The organism is Mesorhizobium sp. M0048 (assembly GCF_040323405.1).
In the GTDB taxonomy this organism is placed as follows: domain Bacteria; phylum Pseudomonadota; class Alphaproteobacteria; order Rhizobiales; family Rhizobiaceae; genus Mesorhizobium.
In genome coordinates this window covers 12153-35903 of sequence record NZ_JAMYUV010000006.1, presented here as the reverse complement: position 1 = coordinate 35903, position 23751 = coordinate 12153, and the positions used below count along the sequence as shown (strand labels likewise).

Sequence of the window (23751 nt, the reverse complement as noted above, 5' to 3'; positions counted from 1 at the left end):
GTACTTTGGATAGCATCCGATCTTACGACTGCCGTGCCGGGAGGGCTTTCCGGCAGTCCGGTCACTTGGCGTATCAAAGCCGTGCGGGGCCAACCCGTCCGATCACAACCAGAGGGAACGAAAATGAACTTCACCCGTCGCAACCTGCTGCTTCTTGCTGCCGCCATCGGCATCGCCGGCGGCCCGGCCTATGCCGAAGGCACGCTGAATGTCGGCGCCTATCCGACCAATCCGCCTTTTGAATACAAGAACGAGAGCGGCACGTTCGAGGGTTTCGAAGTCGACATCATCAATGAGGCGGCAAAGCGTATCGGCATGACCACTGATATCGCCGACCTCGGTTTCCAGGCGCTGTTCGCCGCCACCACCTCGAAGCGCATCGACGTCGCCATCTCGTCGATCACCATCACGCCGGAGCGGCTGAAGTCGCAGTCGTTCACGCAGCCCTACTATGATTCCGACATGGGCATCGCCGCGAAGGCCGACAGCCCAATCAAAGCCGAGGCCGACCTCAAGGGCAAGATCGTCGGCGTGCTGTCCGGCTCGACCGGCGAAGCCTGGGTCAAGGCCCACCAGGAAGCGGACGGGTTCAGTGACGTCAAAGGCTACGACACGCAGCAGAATTTGCTGCTCGACCTCAGCTCCGGCCGCGTCGATGCGGCGGTCAGCGATATTCCGGGCCTGGAATATTCTTTCACCAGGATGAAGGATCTCGCCGTAAAAGAGCGCATCAAGACCGGCGAGCAGTACGGTCTGATGATGACCAAGGACCACCCGCTGCTCGGCAAGCTGAACGACGCGCTGACCGCGATGAAGAAGGACGGCACGCTGGCCGCGATCCACAAGAAGTGGTTCGGCAGCGACGCACCGGCCGATTCCTCGACCGTCAAGGACATGCCTATGCCGAAGGCCTGAGCGGCAGTTCGCGCTTAAATGTCGTGCCGGCTTTCGTGCCGGCACGATTTCGGATTTCGGGCTCGGGCTCGAGCGTCGCGGGACGCCAAACGTTTCGGGAATGCTGCGATGTCGCTGCTGGACACCTTCTTCAACGCCGACGTCATGGTCTCCAGCCTGCCGGCGCTGCTGCGCGGTTTCCTGAACACCCTGCTGCTTGGAATCATGAGCATCGGCATCGGTATTCCCGTCGGCCTCGCGATCAGCCTAGTGCGGCTCTATGCGCCAAAGCCGCTTCGGCTGCTGGCTGTCGGCTACATCGACATTTTCCGGGCGATGCCGGTGCTGGTGGTGCTGATCCTGATCTACTATGCGCTGCCGTTCCTCGGCATTCGCCTGTCATCGTGGACTTCCGCGGTGATGGCCTTCGCCATCATCATGGCGGCCTATTCGGCCGAGGTGTTCCGCTCCGGCATAGAGAGCATTCCGCGCGGCCAGTTCGAGGCGGCGCAGGCGCTCGGCCTGCCGTTCTTGCTGACCTTGCGCAAGGTAGTGCTGCCGCAGGCGATCCGCGTCGTCATTCCGCCAATGACCAGCAATTGCGTGTCGATGTTCAAGGACACCTCGCTCGCCTCCACGGTAGCATTGCCTGAACTGCTGAAGGAAGCGACCAACGCGCAATCGCTCTATGCCAATCCCTCACCGCTGATCGGCGCGGCGCTGGTCTATCTGATCTTTCTCTGGCCGATGGTCCGACTCGTCAGCCTCCTGGAACGCCGCTTCCAGACCGAAAAGACCCGCTGAGGTCGCCAACGATTTCCGTCCGCCAATTCCCCGAATATCAACTTCCGTTAGGCACTTCGCAGGAGACGAGCTTGAACCAGCATCAGATTTCGAAAACCGGCGATGCCGCAGCTTTCCCGGTCGAGACGATCCGCGCCATGTTTCCCGCCTTGCAGCAAGCCGGAGACTTCGTCTTCATGGACAATGCCGCCGGCGCGCAGATCCCGCAAAGCGTGCTCGATGCGGTCACCAACCATTTGGTCGCGCATAATGTGCAGCGCGGCGGCCGCTATGGCCGCAGCGTCACCGTCGATCAAGCAGTGGCCGGCGCGCGCGAAAGCGTGGCCTTGCTGATCAACGCTACCAACCCGGCGGAGATCTGCTTCGGCATGAACGCCACTTCGTTCATCCGCCTGGTCAGCCTCGGCATCGGCCAGATGCTTTCCGAGCGCCCAAACGGGGAGCGTGACGAGATCGTCATCACCGACATGGATCACGACGCTAATATCGCGACGTGGCTGGCGCTGGCGCCCGCCGGCGCCAAGTTCAAATGGTGGCGGATGCGCGAGGACGGCAATCTGCATGTCGACGATTTGCGCCCGCTGGTCTCAGAGCGCACCCGGCTCGTCGCCTGCACGGTGACGGCGCATTCGATCGGCTCGATTGTCGACGTTGCTTCCGTGGCTAGGATTGCGCATGCGGCAGGCGCCGAAGTGTTCCTAGACTGCGTGCATTACGGCCCGCACGGGTTGATCGATGTGCAGGCCTGGGATTGCGATTATCTGGTCTGCTCCGGCTACAAGAATTTCTCGCCGCATATGGGCTTCCTGTGGGGCCGCTTCGAAACACTGAAGCGCTTGCCGACCTTCCGCGAGGATTTCATCCCCGACGAGCCGCCTTACAAGATCGAGGCCGGTACCTTCATTTACGAGAACGTCTCCGGCATGGATGCCGCGGTGCGCTATCTCGAGTCGATCGGCCGCAATTTCTTGTCCGAGAATAACCGGTCGCGTCGCGACAACATCGTCGCCGGCATGAATGCCATCCGCGATTACGAGCAGGTGCTGGCGCGCGAAATGCTGGCGGTGCTCAAGGGTTGCGGCGCGACGATCTATGGTGTCGCCGACGAAGCACGCCTCAGCGAGCGCGTGCCGACTTTCTGTTTCAACATCGGCACGCTGTCGCCGCAGAGGATCGTCGAGGAAATGGCCGAGATGCAGATCGGCATTCGCGACGGCCATATGTATGCGCCGCGCCTGATGAAGCGGCTCAACTTAAGCATGGACAGCGGCGCCGTCCGCGCCTCGCTGGTGCATTACAATACGATTGAGGAAGTTCGGCGTTTCGGCGAGGCGCTGCGTACCGTCATCGCCCGGCTGTCCTGATCGGGCTGTCCGGCTGCGCTTGCGCCGTTCTGGTGGAGCGCGAAAGCGGTTGCACCCGGGCTCTCCAGGCCGGGGCGCAACTGCATGCTTGGGATCAGGTAATCGCCGCCATTCTGCTGCCGATAAGGAATGGGCCGGATTGTCTCGAGCGTCCGCATCCTCTCGCGCAGCCGCTCCGCGACAGGCTCGAAATCGGCTTCCCCAAAACGGTCCACCCTGTAAACCACGAACGGCGGAAGCACGTCGTAGCCCGGATAATAGAGAATTCCGTGATTGATCGGGAACAGCACGTCGTCGATCGGGCCGTTGACGCCGCGGGCAGAATAATGCTCCTCCCAGCCGCCGGTGGTCACGATCAGCATTGCGCGCTTGCCGGCGAGCGTTCCCTCACCAAAGCGGTCACCCCACCGCTTGTCGCTGTGCTCGCCAACGCCATAGGCGAAGCCGTAGGCGTACACGCGATCGACCCAGCCCTTGAGGATCGCCGGCATGGCGTACCACCACAGCGGGAACTGGAGGATCAGGGTGTCGGCCCATAGCAGCTTGTCGATCTCGGCTTTGACGTCATCGGTCAGAGTGCCGCTCGCAAAAGCTTTTTTGGAGGCGCCGGCCGGCAGGAAACGTGCTTCCGGCGGCCACGACGGAAAGTCGGCACGGTCCACCTCGGATTTCCAGCCATCGGCATAGAGGTCGGACACCCGCACCTCGTGGCCCTGGGCCTGGAGTTCCCTGATGGCGACGTCACGCAGCGCGCCGTTGAGCGAACGCGGCTCAGGATGAGCAAAAACAAGCAGGACTTTCATGGGTCTACTCCGAAGAAGGACGATAGACACCAAAGATAGCCAGCCGCGGGCGGATCCACTATATGTAGGAAATGTATAAGATTATGCCGAATAATGGATAGATCGGACGTCACTCTCGAGCGCATGCGCACCTTCGTTCGCGTCGCCGAGCGCGGCAGCCTCTCGGCGGTGGCGCGCGAGCTCGGAGTTGGGCAGTCGACGGTCACACGGCATTTGCGAGAACTCGAGGAGGCCGTCGGCGTGCCCTTGCTCAGCAGGACCACCCGGCGTGTGACGATGACCGATGAAGGCAGCCGTTACTATGCCGACAGCGTCCAGATCCTGCGCCTCGTTGAGCAGGCCGGCGATGAGGCGCGGGGCACGCGCGGCGCGTCGGCCGGCACGATCCGGATATCCTGCACGGCGGCGCTCGGGGTCTTGCACGTCAGCCGGTTGATCTTCGCCTTTCAGGACCGCTATCCCGATATCGGCATCGATCTTAGCCTCACCGACGAGCGCATCGACCTTGTGCGGGAGGGCGTCGACATTGCGCTTCGCCTGGGTCCGCTCACCGACAGCTCGATGAAACTGCGGGCGCTCGGGCAATCCCGGCGTCTGCTGGTGGCGGCGCCGGCCTATCTGGCGGCGCGGGGCAGACCGGCTGTCCCGCAGGGTCTGCCTGGCCATGAAGGCATCCGGATGTCGAACATCGCGGGAAGCGACACACTCACCTTGCAGGGGCCAGGCGGCGAGACCTTTGCGGTGCCCTTTGGCGGTCGATTTCGAGTCGACCATGGGCTTGCCGCGCGCGAAGCCCTTGTCGCCGGACGCGGCATCGCACCCGCCCACCATTGGCTTGTCGACGATCTCCTGACGGCCGGCCGGCTGGAAGTGGTCCTGCCGGGCTGTTTTCCGCCCCCCGTCCCGCTGAGCATGCTGATCGTCCCGGAACGCGCCGGCATTGCCCGGGTGCGGCTGCTGGTCGACTTTCTCGTCGAGCAGATCTCCAGCATTCCGGGGATCGAGAAGCCGTAGCCGGCCGGCAAACCTCGCCGGATCAGGCGGCCTTCTTTTTCGCCAACCTTGCCTTGATGCTGGCGACGTCGGCACGCGGCGTCGCCGCGAACAGCGTCCTGGTGTAGCTGTGCTTGGGGTCGGCGAAGACCTCGTCGCGCGAGCCGTATTCGACCGCCTCGCCGAAATACATCACCATCACGTCGTCGGCGATATAGCGTACCACCGACAGGTCGTGGCTGATGAAAACATAGGTCAGCTGAAACTCATCCTGCAGGTCGGCGAGCAGGTTCAGCACCTGCGCCTGCACCGAAAGATCAAGTGCCGAGACGGGCTCGTCCAGCACCAGAAGGCTGGGGTTGAGCATCAGCGCGCGGGCAATGGCGATCCGCTGGCGCTGGCCGCCCGAAAACATATGCGGGTAGCGATTATAGTGCTCGGGGCCAAGACCGACCTTCTTCAGCATCTTCATGGCGAGATCGCGCCGTTCGTCGGCCGTGCTGTCGGTGTTGATGAGCAGCGGCTCGCCAAGCACGTCGCCGATCTTCTGGCGTGGATTGAGCGAACCATAGGGGTTCTGGAAGACGATCTGCACCTTGCGGCGCATTTCCTTCGACAGACCATCCCTCGCGATGTCGACGTTCTTGCCGTCGATGAAAAGCTCGCCGGAGGTCGCCGGGTCGATCAGGGTGATGATGCGGGCGAGTGTTGACTTGCCGCAGCCGCTCTCGCCGACGATGGCCAGCGTCTTGCCCTTGTCGACGCTGAACGAAACACCCTTGACCGCATGAACCGTACGGGAAGGGCGGAAAAGCCCGCCGCCGACATGATAGTCGCGCACGATGTTCTTGCCTTCGACTACCGTCACGCTCATGAGGCGGTTCCTCCTGCGGATCGGGCTGCGACTACAGATGGGGCCGGCTCGAACAGCATGTCGGAAACAGTCGGCAACCGGTCGCCGACGGCGTTTTCCGGCAGCGCCGACAGGAGCGCGCGCGTGTAATTGCTCCTGGGGGATTCGAACAGCGACAGCACGTCGGCCTCTTCCATCTTGCGGCCCTTGTACTGGACGATGACACGGTCGGCGGTCTCGGCAACCACCCCCATATTGTGGGTGATCATGATCAGGCCCATGCCGTATTTGGCCTGCAGGCCGACCAGCAGATCGAGGATCTGCTTCTGGATGGTGACGTCGAGTGCCGTGGTTGGCTCGTCGGCTATCAAAAGCTTCGGATTACAGGCGATGGCGATGGCAATCATGACGCGCTGGCACTGGCCGCCCGACATCTGATGCGGGAACGAGCCCAGCCGTTCCTCGGGGTCGGCGATGCCAACGAGCTTCATCAGTTCAATGGCGCGCGCCCGGCGCTGAGCACGGTCCATGCCCATATGAAAGCGCAGCACCTCCTCGATCTGGAAGCCGACGGTGAAGCATGGGTTGAGGCTGGCGACCGGTTCCTGGAAGATCATCGAAATGTCCTTGCCGACGATCTTGCGCCGCTCGGATGGGCCGAGCTTTAGCAGGTCGATGCCGTCGAAGGCCATGCGGTCGGCCCTCACCGTCGCCGTGTTGGGCAAGAGCCCCATCACCGCCAGCATCGCCACCGATTTTCCGGAACCGGATTCGCCGACGATCGCCAGCACCTCGCGCGGTTCGACCGACAGGTCGATGCCTTGTACCGCCATGAATGGTCCGGCGGCGGTGTCGAAGGAAACGGTCAGGTTCTTGATCTCGAGAAGAGGCATTGGATCATGACCTCTTCAGCTTGGGGTCGAAGGCATCGCGCAGGCCGTCGCCGATCAGATTGATTGCAAGCACAGTGATCAGGATGGCAAGGCCGGGGAAGGTCACCACCCAAGGCGCGCGCAGGATGAATTCGCGCGCCGAAGCGAGCATCGTGCCCCATTCCGGCGTCGGCGGCTGCGCACCGACACCGAGGAAGCCGAGCGCCGCAGCCTCAAGAATAGCGTTGGAGAAGGACAGCGTGGCCTGCACGATCAGCGGTGCCAGGCAGTTCGGCAAGATCGTCCTCACCATCAAGCGAAGATGACCGGCGCCGGCCACCTTGGCGGAGATCACATATTCGCGGTTCTTTTCGGCCATCACGGCGGCGCGGGTGAGGCGTGCGAAATGCGGCTGCAGCACCAGTGCGATCGCCAACATGGCATTGAACAGGCCCGGGCCGAGGATCGCCACCAGCACCAGCGCCAGAAGCAGCGACGGGAAGGCCAGGATGATATCCATGATGCGCATGATCAGCGTGTCGACCCAGCCGCGGAAATAGCCTGCGAGCACGCCAAGCACGATGCCGCTGGTGAGTGAGAAGACGACGACCACCAGGCCGATGAAAAGAGAAAAACGTGCCCCGAAGATCAACCGCGAAAGCATGTCGCGGCCGACGGCATCGGTGCCGAGCAGGAACATCGATTTGCCGCCTTCCTGCCAGGCAGGAGGCGCCAGCAGTGCATCGCGAAACTGCTCGTCGGGCGAATGCGGGGCGACGAACGGCGCAAAGATCGCGACCAGCACCAGCGCCGAAAACACGACAAGACCGATGACGGCCCCGGTGTTCATCGAGAAGTAATGCCAGAACTCGGCAAACGCCCTTTGCCTGCCGCCTGTCGGGATGGAGGCAGCGGTGGCTTCGGCGGCGGATTCGTCGGTCATCTCACTGCACCCGGATGCGCGGATTGATGACCGCGTAGAGCACGTCGACGATCAGGTTCACCGCCATGACGATCAGCGCGATGATCAGCAATCCGCTCTGCACGACGACATAGTCGCGCTTGCCGATGGCGTCGATCATCCATTTGCCGATGCCTGGCCAGGAAAAAATGGTTTCGGTCAGAATGGCGCCTGCCATCAACGTGCCGACCTGCAGTCCAATGGTGGTGACCACCGGGATCAGCGCGTTGCGAAAAGCATGCAGCCCGATGACACGGCGCGGCGCCAGGCCCTTGGCACGCGCGGTGCGGACATAGTCCTCGCCCAGCACCTCAAGCATCGCCGAGCGCGTCTGGCGCGCTATGACGGCGAGCGGGATCGTCGCCAGTACGATCGATGGCAGGATCAGATGGCTGACGGCGGATTTGAAGGCGCCGCTCCTGCCGGAGATCAGGCTGTCGATGAGCATGAACCCGGTCGTGGGCCTGAAGAAATACTGCAGGCCGATACGGCCGGAAACCGGCGTCCAGCCGAGATAGCCGGAGAAGAAGATAATGAGCAGCAGCCCCCACCAGAAGATCGGCATCGAATAGCCGGTCAGCGCGACACCCATCGTCGCCTGGTCGAACCAGGAGCCGCGCTTGACCGCGGCGAAAATGCCGGCGGGGATGCCAAGCAGGATGGCGATGAGCAACGCCACCGTCGCCAGTTCCAGCGTGGCCGGAAACAGCGCCTGGAATTCGCCGAGCACTGGCCGCTTGGTGGCAATGGATATGCCGAAATCGCCGGTGAGGACCCTGCCGATATATTCCAGGTACTGGATGACATAGGGCCGGTTGTAGCCAAACTGCTCGATGAGCTGGGCGTAGCGTTCGGGGCTGACGCCGCGCTCGCCGGCCAGGGCCAGGATGGGATCGCCGGGCAGAAGCCGGACGAAAGCGAACGCCGCCAGCGATATGCCGAACACGGTCGGGATGATCAAAGCGAGCTTGTGGAGGAGATAACGGAGCATCTTGCTTCATAGAACGGCGGCGCGGGAAGTCCAGCGCCGCCGTTCAATTTCTCAGGACTTATTCGGTGACGTCGACGCCGTCAAACCGATGAATGCCGAGCGGGTCCATAACGAAGCCCGACACCTTCTTGTTCATCGGCATGAAGACCTTGGAGTGGGCGATGGTCAGCCACGGAGCCTCACGCTTGAATACCACCTGAGCTTCCTCGTAGATCTTGGTGCGCTCGGCGACGTCCGTCGTTGCCTTGCCTTTTTTCAGCAAGGCTTCAAATTCCTGGTTGCACCAGATCGCATAATTGGACTGGCCGATGGCATCGCAACCGAGCAGGAAAAAGAAGTTGTCCGGATCGCCATTGTCACCGGTCCAGCCCAGTTGGAAGGCGCCATCGCGATCCTTGGCCTTGCCGCGCTGGCGATACTCGGTCCATTCGTAGCTGACGATCTCCGCCTTGACGCCGACGGCGGCATAGTCGGCCTGGATCAACTCGGCAACGCGCTGGGCGTTCGGGTTGTAGGGGCGGCTGACTGGCATAGCCCAGATCTTCATCGACAGATCCTTGACGCCGGCGTCGGCCAGCATTTTCTTGGCCGCCTCTGGATCATAGGGATCGTCCTTGATGTCCTTGTTATAGGACCACATGGTCGGCGGGATCGGGTTGATGGCCGGCGTGCCGGCACCCTGATAGACCGCGTCGATGATTGCCTTCTTGTTCACCGCCATGTTGAGGGCCTTGCGGACCTCGACCTTATCGAAGGGCGGCTGCGTTGTGTTATAGGCCATGTAGCCGATATTCAGGCCTTCTTGCTCATCGACCTTGAGGTTCGTGTCGGCCTGCAGTCCGGCAATGTCGGCTGGCGCCGGGTACGACATGATATCGCATTCGCCCGCCTTCAGCTTCTGCGCGCGCACGGCGGGATCGGGCGTGATGGCGAAGATCAGATCGTCGATCTTCTGGCGGCCGCCATAGTAGCCGTCCCATGCCGCGTAGCGGATGACCGCGTCGACCTGGTAGTCGACGAACTGGAACGGACCGGTGCCGACCGGCTTCTGGGTGAACTGCTGCCTGGTGCCGGCCTTGTCGAGCTGGTCGGCATATTCCTTGGAAACGATCGAGGCGAAATCCATGCCGAGGTCCGGCAGGAACGCTACTTCAGGCTTGTTCAGCACGAATTTCACCGTCAGGTCGTCGACCTTGACGATTTCCTTCAGGAGATCGGGGAAGCCCATGCCGGTGAAATATTCCCAGCCGGTGCCTTCCAGATAGCTGTACCACGGGCTTTCTTTCTTCCACTGGCGTTCGAAGGAAAAGATCACGTCGTCGGCGTTGAGGTCGCGCGTCGGTGTGAAATAATCGGTCGTCTGGAATTTCACACCCGGGCGAAGCTTGAAGGTGTATTCGAGACCGTCGTCGGAAACCGTCCAGCTCTCTGCCAGGCCGGGCGAGATGGTGGTCTTGCCATGCTCGAACTCGACCAGGCGCGAATAGATGGTGCGCGATGAGGCGTCGAAGTCGTTGCCGCCGCTCCATGGCGACGGGTCGAAGCCGGCCGGCGAAGCCTCCGAGCAATAGACCAGTTGTTTTGCATTGGCCATGCCGCCGAGGACGCTTGCAGCCAGCAACGCGGCTGCAAAAGTCAGTTTCTTTTTCATTGAGCACTCCCTGATGTTCTTCCAAGCCCCTCTATCAGGCTCGCGAAGGCCGCATATAAGCACCGTTTTTCTAGCTTTGGAACTGCTTGTTTGCCTAACCCACGGGAAGCAGAAAAAAATTCCGGCACGCGGCAAATTGTGGAAAAAACGAGCCGAATCCGCAGATCACGACATTATTAGCGACTTCAATTTTTTGTTGATCGGCGATGCCGCCAATTGTGGGAATCGAGCCTTTCGGTTCAAGAGACCCGCGTCCGAAAACCGGTCGCGGCCTAGAGGTTTGACGGCAAGTCTTACCGCACTCCTGGTGGCGAAGGCTTGCATGGCCGCCGCTTGTGGCAATACATAGATAGATGGGCAGCGTGCCGGATTTTCCCGGGTTTCGGGCATCGCGGCAAGCGTTGGGATATCTTTGTTGATCAGGGCGGTGGTGGCGCGCAAGCATGCCGAAACAATAAGAAACGATTGAGGGAGCGACAGGTGGCAAAACCGGCAAAGACAACCAGCGCGGCGAAAGCAAAGGCCGAGGCAACATCGAAAGCAGTCAAGTCAAAAGCGGCCGACGCCAAGCCGGCGGCTACCGCGAAGGCAAGCGCGAAGCCGGCGGCGAAGACCACGGCTGGAACGGCTGCTAAACCGGCAACCCGCAAGATGGCGCCTGCTGCAAAGTCTGCCGCCAAGCCGGCGGCGAAGGCAGTGCCGACAGCGCCCCGACCGTCGGCAGGTCCGGCCAAGAGATTACCAAAGGCGATCATGTCGCTGGCCGCCGGCCTGCCGGAAAAACCGTGGCTCAAGAGTTATCCAAAGATCGTGCCGGCCGAGATCGGCGCTCTGCCCTCCAGCTCGATCGGCGACTTTCTCGTCACCGTGTGCAAGCAGTTTGCGAATCGGCCGGCCTTCGTCTGCATGGGCAAATCGATCACCTATGCCGACCTCGAGCGACAGTCGGCCGCCTTCGGCGCCTATCTGCAATCAACGGGGCTGCAGAAGGGCGCGCGCGTCGCACTGATGATGCCGAATGTGCTGCAATATCCGGTGGCGATCATGGCAGTGCTTCGCGCCGGCTATGTCGTGGTCAACATCAATCCGCTCTACACGCCGCGCGAGCTGGAGCACCAGCTCAAGGATTCCGGCGCTCAAGCCATTGTCATCCTCGAAAATTTCGCTTGCACCCTGCAGGCGGTGATCGCCAGGACCGCGGTCAAGCATATCGTGGTCGCCTCGATGGGCGACATGCTCGGTGGGATCAAGGGACCAATCGTCAACTTCGTTGTACGCCGCGTCAAGAAGATGGTGCCGGCATGGTCGCTGCCCGGCCATGTCAAATTCAGCGCCGCGCTGAAGGCAGGCGCCGGCATGGCCTTCAGGCCCGCAAAGGTCGCGGCCGACGACATCGCCTTCCTGCAATACACAGGCGGCACGACCGGCATCTCCAAGGGCGCGATGCTTTTGCACAGCAACATTTTGGCGAATGTCGCGCAGAACGCGCTGTGGGCCGAAGACGCCTTTACCGTCAAGCCTAAGCCGGCGCATCTGAACTTCCTCTGCGCGCTGCCGCTCTATCACATTTTTGCGCTGACGGCGAACGTGCTGGTAGGCATGCAGCAAGGCGCACAGAATGTCCTCATCCCCAATCCGCGCGACATTCCCGGCTTCGTCAAAGAGCTGCAGAAATACCCGATCCACATCTTTCCGGGCCTCAACACGCTGTTCAATGCGCTGCTCAACAATGAGGATTTTCGCAAGCTCGATTTCAAGCCGCTGATCCTGACGCTGGGTGGCGGCATGCCGGTGCAGAGGGCCATCGCCGAACGCTGGAAGGCGCTGACCGGCTGCCCGATCAGCGAGGCCTACGGGCTTACCGAAACCTCACCGGGGACAACCATCAACAAATTCAGCGACGGCGTTTACACCGGCACGATCGGCCTGCCGCTGCCCTCGACCGAGATCGCCATCCGCGACGACGACGGCAACAATTTGCCGCTCGGCGAAGTCGGCGAAATCTGCATCCGCGGACCGCAAGTGATGGCCGGCTACTGGAACCGGCCGGACGAGACCGCCAAGGTGATGACCGAGGACGGCTTCTTCAAGTCGGGCGACATGGGCTTCATGGACGAGCTTGGCTATACCAAGATCGTCGACCGCAAGAAGGACATGATCCTGGTTTCCGGCTTCAACGTCTATCCGAACGAACTCGAGGAAGTGGTGGCGCAGCATCCGGGCGTACTCGAAGTGGCGGCGATCGGCGTGCCGGACGAGCATTCGGGTGAAGTGCCGAAGCTGTTCGTCGTCAAGAAGGACCCTGGGCTGACCGCCGAAGTGCTGGCGGCTTATTGCAAAGAGAACCTGACCGGCTACAAACGCCCCAGGCATATCGAGTTCCGCACCGAGCTGCCCAAGACACCGGTCGGCAAGATCCTGCGACGGGCGTTGCGGGGCTAAGGCGCAGCTTGAGCGATTGCATCGCCGGCGCCAACGTGGTGGGCATAGGTTCGCGCCCAGACCCGGCAGAGTTCATCCGGGCGAACATGCGGGTCGCGGCAGTACCTGCGATTCCCGAAATTCGGCTTTACACCGCCCATCCGGAAAGCGGGCTCAGGCGGCTTGTCGAGTGGAACCAACACGCTACCGAAGAAGACGGACCTGAACCGGAGCCACCGTATTGGGCCTATGTCTGGGCCGGCGGCGCGGTGCTCGCCCGCCATATTTTCGACCGGCCGGAGACCGTGACCGGCCGTCGCGTGCTCGACCTCGGCGCCGGCTCGGGCCTCGTCGGCATCGCAGCGGCAAAAGCCGGCGCAAGCGCGGTGATCGCGGCCGAGATCGACCGCAACGGCGTTGCCGCGATCGGCCTCAATGCGATGGCGAACGGCGTTGTGATTGCGACGATCGGCGGGGACATAACCAGCGGTCCGCCGCCACCGGTGGATGTCGTGGTGGTCGGCGACCTGTTTTACGCCCATGATCTTGCCGGCCGGGTCGTTCCCTTCCTCGACCGCTGCCTCGCTGCCGGCATCGAGGTGCTGGTCGGCGATCCGGGCCGCGCCTATCTGCCCCGCTCGCGGCTTCGCCTGCTGGCCGAATACGAGGTGCCGGATGTCGGCGAAGGCAGGAATGCGGCGATGAAACCGAGTGGCGTGTTCTCGTTCGGACAGTTTAGCTGCGAGTCTAGACCGTCTCGCTGACTCGGGCCGCAAGAAAATCGGGCAGATCGGCAACTGAATCGAGGATGACGTCGGCGATCTGCGACAGCGATTCCCGTGTGCCGGTGCCGGACAGCACGCCGATCGCCAGGCCACAGCCGCCGGCCCGCGCCATCTCCAGATCGTGGCGATTGTCGCCGACCATTGCGATCGTCGCCGGCCTGAGCCCTGTCAGATCCGAGAAGGCAAGGATCGTATCCGGCGCCGGTTTTGGATTGGCCACCGCATCGTAACCATAGGCGGCGTCGAAAAGCTGCGCGACGCCCAGAGTGACCAAGGTCTTTTCCGCGCCGCTGGTCGAGTCGTTGGTGGCGACGCCAAGCCGGTAGGATTTTCTGTGAAGCAGGCCAAGCGTCTCGACCACGCCCGGTAGCGCCACTGCCATTGCCGATCCCTGCGCCGAAGTGATGGCGTTGAAGCGGGCGACGGCAAGCATCTGGTCCTCGTCGGACAGCCGTGGAAACCACAGCTCGACGACGTCCATGTTGGTCCCCGAGGCAAAAATCGAATCCGGCTTGAAGCGCTTGCTGGCGAAGTCGAAGCCCGCCGCCGCAAGCAGCCTGTCTGCTTTCCAGCGATCGCCTTCGGCCGCATCCATCGCCATGAAGTCGGCGATGCCCAGCCATGTCGCGTTGAAATCTACGAGCGTGCCGTCCTTGTCGAACAATATTCCCTTGATGTCCGCCAAGCTTTTCACTCCAGGCCGCGCAAGCGGTGGATGTATTCCACCAGTCCGGCAGTCGAGGCGTCCCGCTTTGCGGCGTTCTCCTTGCCTTCAACGACGGGCAGCAGCCCGGTCGCCAGTTCCTTGCCGAGTTCGACGCCCCATTGGTCGAAGGAGTTGATGTTGAACAGCGTGCCTTCGACGAAGACGCGGTGCTCGTAGAGCGCAATCAGCCGTCCGAACGTGTGGGGGTCGAGCTTTCTGTAGAGGATCGTCACCGAGGGGCGGTCGCCGGAGAAGACGCGGTGCGGAGCAATCCTGTCGACATCAGCCGGCTTCATGCCTTTCGCCAGCATCTGTGCGCGGGCTTCCTCCAGCGTGCGGCCCTTCATGAAGGCTTCCGACTGCGCCAGGCAATTGGCAAGCAGAAGGTCGTGGTGATGCTTCAGTTCCGGCTCGTGGCCTACGGCAGCGGCGAGGAATTCGACCGGAATGAAATCGGTGCCCTGATGCAGAAGCTGGAAGAAGGCGTGCTGGCCATTGGTGCCGGGCTCACCCCAGACCAGCGGGCCGGTCGGCGTCGTCACAGCGCCGCCGTCCAGGGTGACGCTCTTGCCGTTCGATTCCATGTCGAGCTGCTGCAGATAGGCCGGGAGCCTGGACAGACGCTGATCGTAAGGGATGACGGCGCGAGCGGGGTATTTGCAGATCACGCGGTGCCACCAGCCGATCAGCCCCATCAGCGCCGGCAGGTTCCTCGCCAGCGGCGCGGTGCGGAAGTGCTCGTCCATTTCATGGGCGCCTTCGAGAAAGGCGCGAAAATCCTTCGGGCCGAGGGCGATCATCACCGGCAGGCCGATCGCACCCCAGACGGAATAGCGGCCGCCGACCCAGTCCCAGAAGCCGAAGACGCGATCGGGCGCGATGCCGAACTTGGCGACCAGGTCGAGCGCCGTCGAGACGGCGGCGAAGTGCTTGCCGACCGCTTCCTTGCCGAGCGCCTTCTCGACCCATCCGCGCGCGGTCTCGGCATTGGTCATAGTCTCGACCGTGGTGAAGGTCTTGGAGGCGATGATGAACAGGGTGGTTTCGGCGGAAAGTCCCTTCAGCGTGTCGTGGATATGCGCACCGTCGATATTGGATACGTAATGCGCGCGCGGCCCGTCATGATAGGGCGCCAGCGCCAGCGTCGTCATGGCAGGGCCGAGATCGGAGCCGCCGATGCCGATGTTGACGATGTCGGTGATCTTCTTGCCGGTCGCGCCGGCCGCCTTGCCGGAACGCACCGCGTCGGCGAAGGCACCCATCGCGTCGAGTACGGCAAGGACTTCCGCCTTCACGTCCTGGCCGTCGAGCACGATGCCCTTGCCGGTCAGGTTGCGTAGTGCCGTGTGCAGCACGGCGCGGCCTTCGGTGACATTGATCTTCTTGCCGGCAAACATCGCGTCGCGCCGGCCTTCGAGGTCGGCGGCCTCGGCCAGCTTCTCCAGCAACTCCATCGTCCGCGCATCGACCGCACATTTCGACCAGTCGAGCAGCACGTCGCCGTCGCTGGCGGAGAATTTCTCGAAGCGCTGCGGATCGGCGGCGAAAGCCTCGCGCATCGAGCCCGATTTGGCCGCACGATGATCGCGCAACGCGCCGAGCTGCTTTTGAAAGGACGGTTGATCCACTGCCTCGCTCCGGTTCTTGAGGTGCATCTTATCAGGCCGGATGTTTCCGGCGCGTGTCGTCGCGGCAAACTATCGGGTCGAATTCCATCTGTTTCAATGCGCAGCGATGCCGCAGCGCAGCGCGGGCCGGCGCAAAGGATCACTGGCATAAATCCCAGCGATCAGAAAAATTGATTGGCGCAACACCTTGTGCCACCGGTACATTCGACTGGTCCAGCCAAGTGAAAAAAGCTGGCCATCGAGGAACATCTCCCATGCCACAGCGAAACGACACGGCCATATGGTCCGGCCTGTTCCGGATTTCGGCGGACTCCGGTCAGACCCTGCAGGCGCAGATCCGCCAGGCGATCGTCGCCGCCATCCTCGACCGGCAGATCGCGGCTTCGATGCCGCTTCCGTCCTGCCGGATTCTTGCGGAAAAACTCGGCGTAGCGCGCGGCACCGTGGTGCTGGCGTTCCAGCAGCTGGTCGACCAGGGCTTTCTGGTGGCGCGCGAGCGCCGCGGCCATTTTGTCAATCCCGAGGTGCTGGCGACGCCGGCCAAGCCGCACCAGAAGGCGCCCGACCAGGCCAACGAGATCGACTGGAAGGCGCGCCGGCAGATCGCAGCGAGCGACATGCCACCGCCGGCCAAGCACGACAACTGGATCAAGTCGTCCTACCCCTTCGTCTACGGCCAGTTCGACCCGGCGCTGTTCCCGACCGCCGAATGGCGCGAGTGCAACCGCATGGCGCTGGCGGTGCTCGAAATCCGCAACTGGGCATCCGACATGGTCGACCGCGACGATCCGCTCCTGATCGAGCAGATCCAGGCCCGGCTGCTGCCGCGGCGCGGCATCTTCGCCAATCCGGACGAGATCATCGTGACGCTGGGCGCGCAGAACGCGCTTTACATGCTGGCCACGCTGTTGATGACCAAGGGCTCCAAGGTGGCGATGGAAGACCCCGGCTATCCCGATGCACGCTCGATCTTCCGGCTGGCCGGCGCCGATATTCAGCCGGTTCCAGTCGACCACTCCGGCATCGTAACCTCTGCTATTCCCACTGATTCCGGCTTCGTCTTCGTCACGCCCAGCCACCATTGCCCGACCATGGTGCCGCTGTCGGCGGAGCGGCGGCAGGATCTTCTGGCGCGCGCCAACCGGCACAACCAGATCATCATCGAGGACGGCTATGACAGCCAGCTCCTGGACGAGGCGCCGCAGCAGGCGCTGAAGAGCCTCGATCGGTCCGGCCGCGTCGTCTACGTCGGCTCGATGTCGAAGACGCTGGCTCCCGGCCTCAGGCTCGGCTACATCGTCGCCTCGGCCGGGCTGATCTCCGAGCTTCGGGCGCTACGCCGCTTCATGCTGCGCCATCCGCCGGCCAACAACCAGCGTGCCGTGGCGCTCTTCCTGTCGCTCGGCCATCACGAGGCGCTGGTGCGACGGCTGTCGAGCGCCTTCGACGAGCGGCGCAAGCGTCTGGTCCATGCGATTTCCGCCTTCCTGCCTGAGTGGCGCTCGACCGATTCGGCCGGCGGTACGTCGCTCTGGCTCGAGGGGCCGCGCGGCACCGATTCGCGCGGACTGGCGGAGGCCGCGGCCTCGCGCAGCGTCATCATCGAGCCCGGCGACCGCTTCTTCGACCGCACCGAAAAGCCTTCGCGTTTCATGCGCTTGGGCATTTCATCGATCGCGCTGCAGCACATCGAACCCGGCATCCGCGAACTGGCGACGGCAGCTGGACGCAGGCCGGCAGCGGCTTGATCACCCTTCCCCGACCGGAGCCGGCGCATGTGGCGCGGCTCCGGTTCTTTAGCACCTTGGCATATGCGACGGGATCGGCTGGCACATAGGCTGTGCCAATGCCGGCGGCATAGTCGGAGTATAGGGGACGAAGCAGGCAGATGGTGGACCAACCGCCGCGCCCGCTCCGCAGCTAAAGTTGGAGTGCCTTCATGCCAATGGCCCATGAGAAGCAGGACGTGTCCGCAGACCAGCGTTCGCGGCGGTCCGGCGGGCGCGAGGCGCGCCGCGCCATGCGGGCGGCACCGCTTGCCGACGACGTCAAGCCGGTGCGCGCCGGCCTCGAAGGCGGGAGCTACAGCCCGCTCAGCGGCAATGATTGCGAACGTATCCACGAGGCCGTGCTTACCCTTCTGGAGACGGTCGGCTTCGCTAATGCCATCCCCTCCTGCATCGAGGCACTGACCAAGGCGGGTGCGACCCTCGGTGAGGACGGCCGCCTGCGCTTTCCTCGCGGCCTTGTGCTCGACACCATCAAGAAAGCGGCGCGGCATTTCACCCTGCACGGCCAGTATCCGAAGCACGACATGGTGATCCAGGGCAAGCGTGTGCATTACGGCACGGCTGGTGCTGCGGTGCATCTGGTCGATGTCGAAAAGCGTGAGTATCGCGAGTCGCTGCTGCAGGACATTTACGATGCCGCGCGCCTGGTCGAAGGGCTCGACAACATCCATTTCTTCCAGCGGCCGATGGTGCCGCGCGACATTCCCGACCCGCTCGATATGGATTTCAACACGCTCTACGCCTGCGTCTTGGGTACGTCGAAGCATGTCGGCACCTCGTTTACCGTGCGCGAGAACGTCAAGCCGGCGCTCGATATGCTCTATGCGATCGCGGGCGGCGAAGCGAATTTTCGCGCCCGGCCTTTCGTCTCCAATTCGAACTGCTTCGTCGTGCCCCCAATGAAGTTTGCCGAGGACGCCTGCGGCGTTCTCGAAGCCTGCGTCGAGGGCGGCATTCCGATCCTGCTGCTGTCGGCAGGACAGGCGGGTGCGACGGCACCGGCGGCGATTGCGGGCGCCGTGGTGCAGGCAGTCGCCGAAGTGCTCGTCGGCCTTATCTATGTCAACGCGATCAAGCCCGGCCATCCGGCGATCTTCGGCACCTGGCCGTTTGTCTCGGATCTCAGGACCGGCGCCATGTCGGGGGGTTCGGCCGAGCAGGCGGTGCTGACCGCGGCCTGCGCGCAGATGGCGCAATTCTACGACCTGCCGGGCGGTTCGGCCGCCGGCATGACAGATTCGAAACTGCCTGACATTCAGTCCGGCTACGAAAAGGGCATAACCGACGTGATGGCCGGTCTCGCCGGCCTCAACCTGGTCTATGAGTCGGCCGGCATGCATGCCTCGCTGCTCGGCTTCTGCCTGGAGAGCCTGATCATCGACAATGACATGCTCGGCCACTGCCTGCGCTGCGTGCGCGGCATCGAAGTGACGGACGAGTCGCTGTCGATCGACACCATTGCCGATGTCTGCCTGAAAGGGCCGGGCCATTATCTGGGCAACGAGCAGACGCTGCGGCTGATGCAGACCGAATATTTCTATCCGGCCGTCGGCGACCGCTTTTCGCCGAAGGAATGGAATGAGAAAGGCAGGCCCGATATCCTGCAACGGGCGATCATCGAGAAGAAACGCGTGCTTGCCGAACGCTTCCCGCGCCATGTGCCAAAACCGGTCGACGACAAATTGCGCGCCCGCTTCGGCGATATGATCAAGCTGCCGCGCGACAGAATGGGCGGCTGAGCGTTACCCGCTCGCCGCCAGCAACAACACACCGGCCAGCGCCGATCCGGCAAGCGTCGGCAGCATGCCGATCTTCAGCTTCAGGATGGCGATCATCGAGGCACAGGAAAGCAGCGCCGCGCGCCAGTCTATCGATGAAAGCACCGGCACGTCCATTCCAAGCCCGACATTGCGCACTTCGCCGAAGATGACGTGCAAGCCGAACCATAGAGCGAGGTTCATGATGACGCCGACGACGGCGGCGGTGATCGCACCGAGCGCCGCCGACAGTGCCTTGTTGCCGCGCAGCGCTTCGATGTAAGGCGCGCCAAGGAATATCCACAGGAAACATGGGGTAAACGTCGCCCACAGCGTAAGCAGCGCTCCAAACAATCCGGCAAGAAGCGGCGCGAGCGCGCCGGAGTGGCGGAAGGCGGCGACGAAGCCGACAAACTGCAAGACCAGGATCAACGGGCCGGGCGTGGTTTCGGCAAGCCCAAGGCCGTCGACCATTTCACCGGGTGCCAGCCAGCCGAAGGACTCGACCGCTGCCTGCGCGACATAGGCAAGCACGGCGTAGGCCCCACCAAAGGTGACGACCGCCATGACACTGAAGAAGCCACCGATTTGCGTCCAAACGCTGGCAGGGCCGGTGACAGCCCAGACGAGCAGAACAGGCCCGAGCCAGATCGGCAGCCAGATCGCCAAAGTGCGCGGCGCATGCCATCGCGTCGGCCTGACGTGGGTCAGTTCGCCGCGCTCGAACATCAGATCGACCGCGCCCTTGATGTCGGGAACATCGCCCTTGCCCTGTGGTGCGCCGGAAAAAAATGCCGGCGCACTACGGTTGCCGATCCAGCCTGCCAGGCCGGCAAGCAGCACGATCAGCGGAAACGGCACGTTCAATGCGTAGATGGCGATGAAGGCGGCGAGTGCGATCGACACCATGACCGGGTTTTTCAGCGCGCGTCTGCCGATCCGGATCACCGCCTCGATGACAATGGCGAGCACGGTTGCCTTGACCCCGAAAAACAGCGCCGCGACGAGTGGTACATCGCCATAGAGCGCATAGAGGCTGCTCAGGACGAGCATTACAAGCGCGCCCGGCACGACGAAGAGAATGCCGGCAACAAGGCCGCCGACCGTTTCGTGCAGCAACCATCCGATATAGATGGCAAGCTGCTGGGCCTCGGGGCCAGGCAGCAGCATGCAGTAGTTCAACGCATGCAGGAAGCGCTGTTCGCCGATCCAGCGCCGTTCCTCGACCAGTTCCTTGTGCATGAGCGCGATCTGCCCGGCCGGGCCGCCAAAGCTGAGCACCCCGATTTTCGCCCAGACCTTCACGGCCTGCCGGAAGCTCGGCACAACCGGCTCCCGGATCTCCGCCGGCTTTTTCGAAAGGACGGCGCTCACGATGGTTTGCCCTTGCCGAGACTGACTGCGCCGGCGGCCGGCCAGTTATGCGTCTCCTCGGTGGCATCGCGGCACCAGCGGAAGAACGCATCGTAGAGCAGCATGCCGGCCTCGAGCTGCTCCAGATCGTCGCGAAACATCCGTGACAGGCCAAGCGAGGCGGCCAGGAACCCGGCCGCCTGTGGAACAAGATCGAGGCTCGCAGTATCGGCAGCGCGTATGATCGTGGCCAGGCGATCGAGCGCTTGGGATTTAAGCCCGAACTCCTGGATCATGGTGTCGAAGGTGCAGCGTTCGCCGCGGTGGCTCCAGAACACGTTCTCGATGTCGAAAGGCACGGCCTGAAAGCGATCGGCGACGGCCGACACTTCAGCCGGCTCGACGAAGAGAAAGACCGCGTGAGGATCGATGAAGCGCCGGATCAGCCAGGGGCAGGCGATGCGGTCGACCTTCGGGCGCGTACGCGTCACCCAAACGGTGCGGCCCTTGGCGTCGGCGGGCGGTATCTTGTCGGCGTGAACGAGAAGGCCCTTGGCATCGCGCCATGCTTCAAACCCGCCGTCGAGCGATTCGGCGGCTATGCCCTCGTGGCGCAGCCATGCGGCCACGCCTTGCGAGAGCTTTTTCCCCTGCTGGCAGACGACTGTCACTTGCCTGCCGGCGAAGTCGGCAGCCCAGTTCGAGACAGTCCTGAAATCACGCCAATCCGACCCCGGCAGCAGGCGCGGATCGGCGTTGTAGTCATCATCGATGCGGACGTCGATGATTGCGGGTGCACCCGGCAGCCCAATCAGACGGGACAGTTGCGATACAGTGATAGCGGTTGTTGACGGCATGGCGTCCACCTCCTTGAAAGAGAAGCTTGGACGCGAACGTTGGGCTGACGCCTCACGGGGTCGTCGCGATGCACCCCTTGCGATGATCGTGGATTTGTCACGCTCGCTTGTCAAGCATTTGTCCCTGCTATCGCAGGACAATCGTTTTTGACAAACGATCGCGTCCAACTCTGTGCCGGGCATTTCTCCCCGTTAGCGGGCTGTTAACGGGGAGAAATGAGGAGACCGCAACACCGGCGACCTGACGGCTGGCCCGTGCGATGGACCCTGGTCAGTGATTGTCCCTCGGCACGCCGCTTGTATGAGCCACATCCTGGTATTTCACCGCCGGCTTCAGCACCATGCCTTCGGAAAACTGGTCGACCATGCCGCGCTGGATTTCCTGCCAGGGCGTCTGGTGCTTCGGATAGTGATAGCCGCCATTGTTCTGCAGCTCGGCGCGGCGCCGCGCGATCTCGTCGTCGCTGACGAGGATGTCGGCGGTGCCCTTGCGCAGGTCGATGCGGACGCGGTCGCCGGTCTTCAGCAGCGCCAGGCCGCCGCCGATGGCGGCTTCCGGCGAGGCGTTGAGGATCGACGGCGAGCCCGACGTGCCCGACTGACGACCGTCGCCGATACAGGCCAGCGCGTGGATGCCCTTTTTGATCAGATAGGCAGGCGGCTGCATGTTGACGACTTCGGCGCCGCCGGGATAGCCGATCGGACCGGCGCCGCGCATGAACAGGATGGTGTGCTCGTCGATGCCCTGTGCCGGGTCGTCGATGCGGGCGTGATAGTCCTCGGGGCCGTCGAAGACCATGGCGTTGCCCTCGAAGGCTTCGGGGTCCTTCGGGTTCGACAGATAGCGCTCGCGGAACTCGGGCGAGATGCCGCTGGTCTTCATGATCGCCGAATCGAACAGATTGCCCTTGAGATTGATGAAGCCGGCATTGGCTTTCAGCGGCTCGGCAACCGTGCGGATGACGTCGAGGTTCTCGTTAACGGCGCCGCGGCAATTGTCGCCGATGGTCTTGCCGTTAGCGGTCGTGGCTTCCGGATAGGGCAGCAGACCGCCCTTCATCAGTTCGGCGATCACGGCCGGCACGCCGCCGGCATGGTGATAGTCCTCTCCGAGATATTCGCCCGTCGGCTGCAGATTGACGATGAGCGGTATGTTGAGGCCGACCTTCTGCCAATCGTCATTGTCGAGCGGCACGCCGAGATGGCGGGCGATGGCGTTGAGGTGGATCGGCGCATTGGTCGAGCCGCCGATCGCCGAGTTGACGACGATGGCGTTCTCGAAGGCCTTACGGGTCATGATGTCGGAGGGCTTCAGATCCTCATGCACCATGTCGACGATGCGCTTTCCGGTCTCGTAGGCGATCTGGCCGCGTTCGCGATAGGGGGCGGGGATAGCGGCCGAGCCCGGCAATTGCATGCCGAGCGCCTCGGCCAGCGAATTCATCGTGGTGGCGGTGCCCATCGTGTTGCAATAGCCGGTCGACGGCGCCGAGGAGGCAACGATATCCATGAACTCGTCATAGCCAATCTCGCCGGCCGACAGGCGCTGGCGCGATTCCCAGACGATAGTGCCGGAGCCGGTGCGCTTGCCCTTGTGCCAGCCGTTGAGCATCGGCCCGACCGAAAGCGCGATAGCAGGGATGTTGACGGTGGCCGCGGCCATCAGCATGGCCGGCGTCGTCTTGTCGCAGCCGATGGTGAGCACCACACCGTCGAGCGGATAGCCGTAGAGCACCTCCACCAGGCTGAGATAGGCAAGGTTGCGATCAAGTGCAGCAGTCGGCCGTTTGCCGGTCTCCTGGATCGGGTGGCAAGGGAACTCGAAAGGGATGCCACCCATCGAGACAATGCCTTCGCGCACGCGCTTGGCCAGTTCGATGTGGTGGCGGTTGCAGGGCGACAGGTCCGAGCCGGTCTGCGCGATGCCGATCAGCGGCTTGCCGGACATCAGTTCGGCCCGCGTCAGCCCGTAATTCAGGTAACGTTCCAGATAGAGTGCCGTCATGCCCGGATTGTCGGGATTGTCGAACCACTCCTGCGAGCGAAATTTTTTCTTGCTGGTGGGGGCGCCTGCCATCGTGGTCTCCGTATTTGTATGACAAATCGATATGACAACGCGCGGGAGCAGGCAAGGGGCACGCGCCATCCGAATCCGCACTTTGGTGCGATAGACACACATCTGCCTCCGCGCTAGTCGGGATCGTGGTTTGTCAGCCCGCTATCCCGGAAAAGCTGGAACGTGTCGCCGCGGACCTACCCGGCCGTTCC

General features: G+C 62.9%; 21 protein-coding genes. 8 read left to right on the top strand and 13 right to left on the bottom strand.

All coding sequences use genetic code 11. The features are described from left to right. Positions 1-123 precede the first annotated feature (123 nt). The 3 genes from NKJ84_RS08345 to NKJ84_RS08335 all read left to right on the top strand — a co-directional run bounded on the left by NKJ84_RS08345 (position 124) and on the right by NKJ84_RS08335 (position 3062). Complete coding sequence (locus NKJ84_RS08345) at positions 124-915, top strand: ABC transporter substrate-binding protein (protein ID WP_352506087.1); 792 nt, start codon at positions 124-126, stop codon at positions 913-915. A gap of 108 nt (positions 916-1023) precedes the next feature. Then, positions 1024-1698: an amino acid ABC transporter permease gene (locus NKJ84_RS08340; protein ID WP_292656040.1), complete on the top strand. Its 675-nt coding sequence runs from the start codon at positions 1024-1026 to the stop codon at positions 1696-1698. A 71-nt stretch (positions 1699-1769) separates the two neighbouring features. Then, positions 1770-3062 (top strand): cysteine desulfurase-like protein, encoded by a 1293-nt coding sequence (locus tag NKJ84_RS08335; RefSeq protein ID WP_352506086.1) that lies wholly within the window; start codon positions 1770-1772, stop codon positions 3060-3062. Here the strand turns inward: NKJ84_RS08335 and NKJ84_RS08330 are convergent. Further along, positions 2993-3865: an NAD(P)H-dependent oxidoreductase gene (locus tag NKJ84_RS08330; RefSeq protein ID WP_352506085.1), complete on the bottom strand. Its 873-nt coding sequence runs from the start codon at positions 3863-3865 to the stop codon at positions 2993-2995. The genes NKJ84_RS08335 and NKJ84_RS08330 overlap by 70 nt on opposite strands. 93 nt (positions 3866-3958) lie before the next feature. Between NKJ84_RS08330 and NKJ84_RS08325 the strand changes: the two genes are divergently transcribed. Next, entirely contained in the window at positions 3959-4879 is a 921-nt protein-coding gene (locus NKJ84_RS08325; protein WP_352506084.1) for a LysR family transcriptional regulator, read from the top strand. Positions 4880-4901: 22 nt separating this feature from the next. Here NKJ84_RS08325 and NKJ84_RS08320 read toward each other — a convergent pair whose 3' ends face one another. The 6 genes from NKJ84_RS08320 to NKJ84_RS08295 form a co-directional block, all read right to left on the bottom strand. Then, positions 4902-5732 (bottom strand): dipeptide ABC transporter ATP-binding protein, encoded by an 831-nt coding sequence (locus NKJ84_RS08320; RefSeq protein WP_352506083.1) that lies wholly within the window; start codon positions 5730-5732, stop codon positions 4902-4904. Beyond that, on the bottom strand, positions 5729-6604 hold the full coding sequence (locus NKJ84_RS08315) for an ABC transporter ATP-binding protein (protein WP_352506082.1): 876 nt from the start codon (positions 6602-6604) through the stop codon (positions 5729-5731). Before NKJ84_RS08315 ends, NKJ84_RS08320 begins: the two co-directional genes overlap by 4 nt. 4 nt (positions 6605-6608) lie before the next feature. Then, positions 6609-7526, bottom strand: a complete 918-nt coding sequence (locus tag NKJ84_RS08310; RefSeq protein ID WP_023676823.1) for an ABC transporter permease subunit — start codon at positions 7524-7526, stop codon at positions 6609-6611. A 1-nt stretch (position 7527) separates the two neighbouring features. Then, positions 7528-8535, bottom strand: coding sequence for an ABC transporter permease subunit (locus NKJ84_RS08305; RefSeq protein ID WP_352506081.1), 1008 nt, complete (start codon positions 8533-8535; stop codon positions 7528-7530). Between the two features lie 58 nt (positions 8536-8593). Then, positions 8594-10186 carry an ABC transporter substrate-binding protein gene (locus tag NKJ84_RS08300; protein WP_254816244.1) on the bottom strand — a complete coding sequence of 531 codons (1593 nt, stop codon included), beginning with the start codon at positions 10184-10186 and terminating at the stop codon, positions 8594-8596. A gap of 165 nt (positions 10187-10351) precedes the next feature. Next, the gene (locus tag NKJ84_RS08295) at positions 10352-10627 is read right to left on the bottom strand and encodes a hypothetical protein (protein ID WP_352506080.1); all 276 of its coding nucleotides are present in this window, start codon (positions 10625-10627) and stop codon (positions 10352-10354) included. Positions 10628-10666: 39 nt separating this feature from the next. On the opposite strand from NKJ84_RS08295, the gene NKJ84_RS08290 reads away from it, so the two are divergent. Continuing rightward, positions 10667-12628 carry a long-chain fatty acid--CoA ligase gene (locus NKJ84_RS08290; protein WP_352506079.1) on the top strand — a complete coding sequence of 654 codons (1962 nt, stop codon included), beginning with the start codon at positions 10667-10669 and terminating at the stop codon, positions 12626-12628. Positions 12629-12714: 86 nt separating this feature from the next. After that, positions 12715-13371 carry a class I SAM-dependent methyltransferase gene (locus NKJ84_RS08285; protein ID WP_352506227.1) on the top strand — a complete coding sequence of 219 codons (657 nt, stop codon included), beginning with the start codon at positions 12715-12717 and terminating at the stop codon, positions 13369-13371. On the opposite strand, the gene NKJ84_RS08280 is transcribed toward NKJ84_RS08285, so the two are convergent. The 3 genes from NKJ84_RS08280 to NKJ84_RS08270 form a co-directional block, all read right to left on the bottom strand. Continuing rightward, entirely contained in the window at positions 13355-14077 is a 723-nt protein-coding gene (locus NKJ84_RS08280) for an HAD family hydrolase (protein ID WP_352506078.1), read from the bottom strand. The two genes, NKJ84_RS08285 and NKJ84_RS08280, sit on opposite strands and share 17 nt — an antisense overlap. A gap of 5 nt (positions 14078-14082) precedes the next feature. Further along, positions 14083-15726 carry a glucose-6-phosphate isomerase gene (gene pgi, locus NKJ84_RS08275; protein ID WP_352506077.1) on the bottom strand — a complete coding sequence of 548 codons (1644 nt, stop codon included), beginning with the start codon at positions 15724-15726 and terminating at the stop codon, positions 14083-14085. Positions 15727-15819: 93 nt separating this feature from the next. Further along, positions 15820-15975 carry a hypothetical protein gene (locus NKJ84_RS08270; RefSeq protein ID WP_254816186.1) on the bottom strand — a complete coding sequence of 52 codons (156 nt, stop codon included), beginning with the start codon at positions 15973-15975 and terminating at the stop codon, positions 15820-15822. 5 nt (positions 15976-15980) lie between these two features. Between NKJ84_RS08270 and pdxR the strand changes: the two genes are divergently transcribed. Continuing rightward, a complete protein-coding gene (gene pdxR / locus NKJ84_RS08265; protein WP_352506076.1) occupies positions 15981-17474 on the top strand; it encodes a MocR-like pyridoxine biosynthesis transcription factor PdxR in 1494 nt (497 codons plus the stop codon). A gap of 191 nt (positions 17475-17665) precedes the next feature. Next, positions 17666-19255: a trimethylamine methyltransferase family protein gene (locus NKJ84_RS08260; RefSeq protein ID WP_352506075.1), complete on the top strand. Its 1590-nt coding sequence runs from the start codon at positions 17666-17668 to the stop codon at positions 19253-19255. A gap of 3 nt (positions 19256-19258) precedes the next feature. Here the strand turns inward: NKJ84_RS08260 and chrA are convergent, their stop codons facing one another. The 3 genes from chrA to NKJ84_RS08245 all read right to left on the bottom strand — a co-directional run bounded on the left by chrA (position 19259) and on the right by NKJ84_RS08245 (position 23560). Beyond that, positions 19259-20647 carry a chromate efflux transporter gene (gene chrA / locus NKJ84_RS08255; protein WP_352506074.1) on the bottom strand — a complete coding sequence of 463 codons (1389 nt, stop codon included), beginning with the start codon at positions 20645-20647 and terminating at the stop codon, positions 19259-19261. Beyond that, a complete protein-coding gene (locus NKJ84_RS08250; protein ID WP_352506073.1) occupies positions 20644-21483 on the bottom strand; it encodes a chromate resistance protein ChrB domain-containing protein in 840 nt (279 codons plus the stop codon). The genes chrA and NKJ84_RS08250 overlap by 4 nt, the downstream gene beginning before the upstream one ends. Positions 21484-21754: 271 nt before the next feature. After that, positions 21755-23560, bottom strand: coding sequence for an IlvD/Edd family dehydratase (locus NKJ84_RS08245; protein WP_352506072.1), 1806 nt, complete (start codon positions 23558-23560; stop codon positions 21755-21757). Positions 23561-23751: the final 191 nt, after the last annotated feature.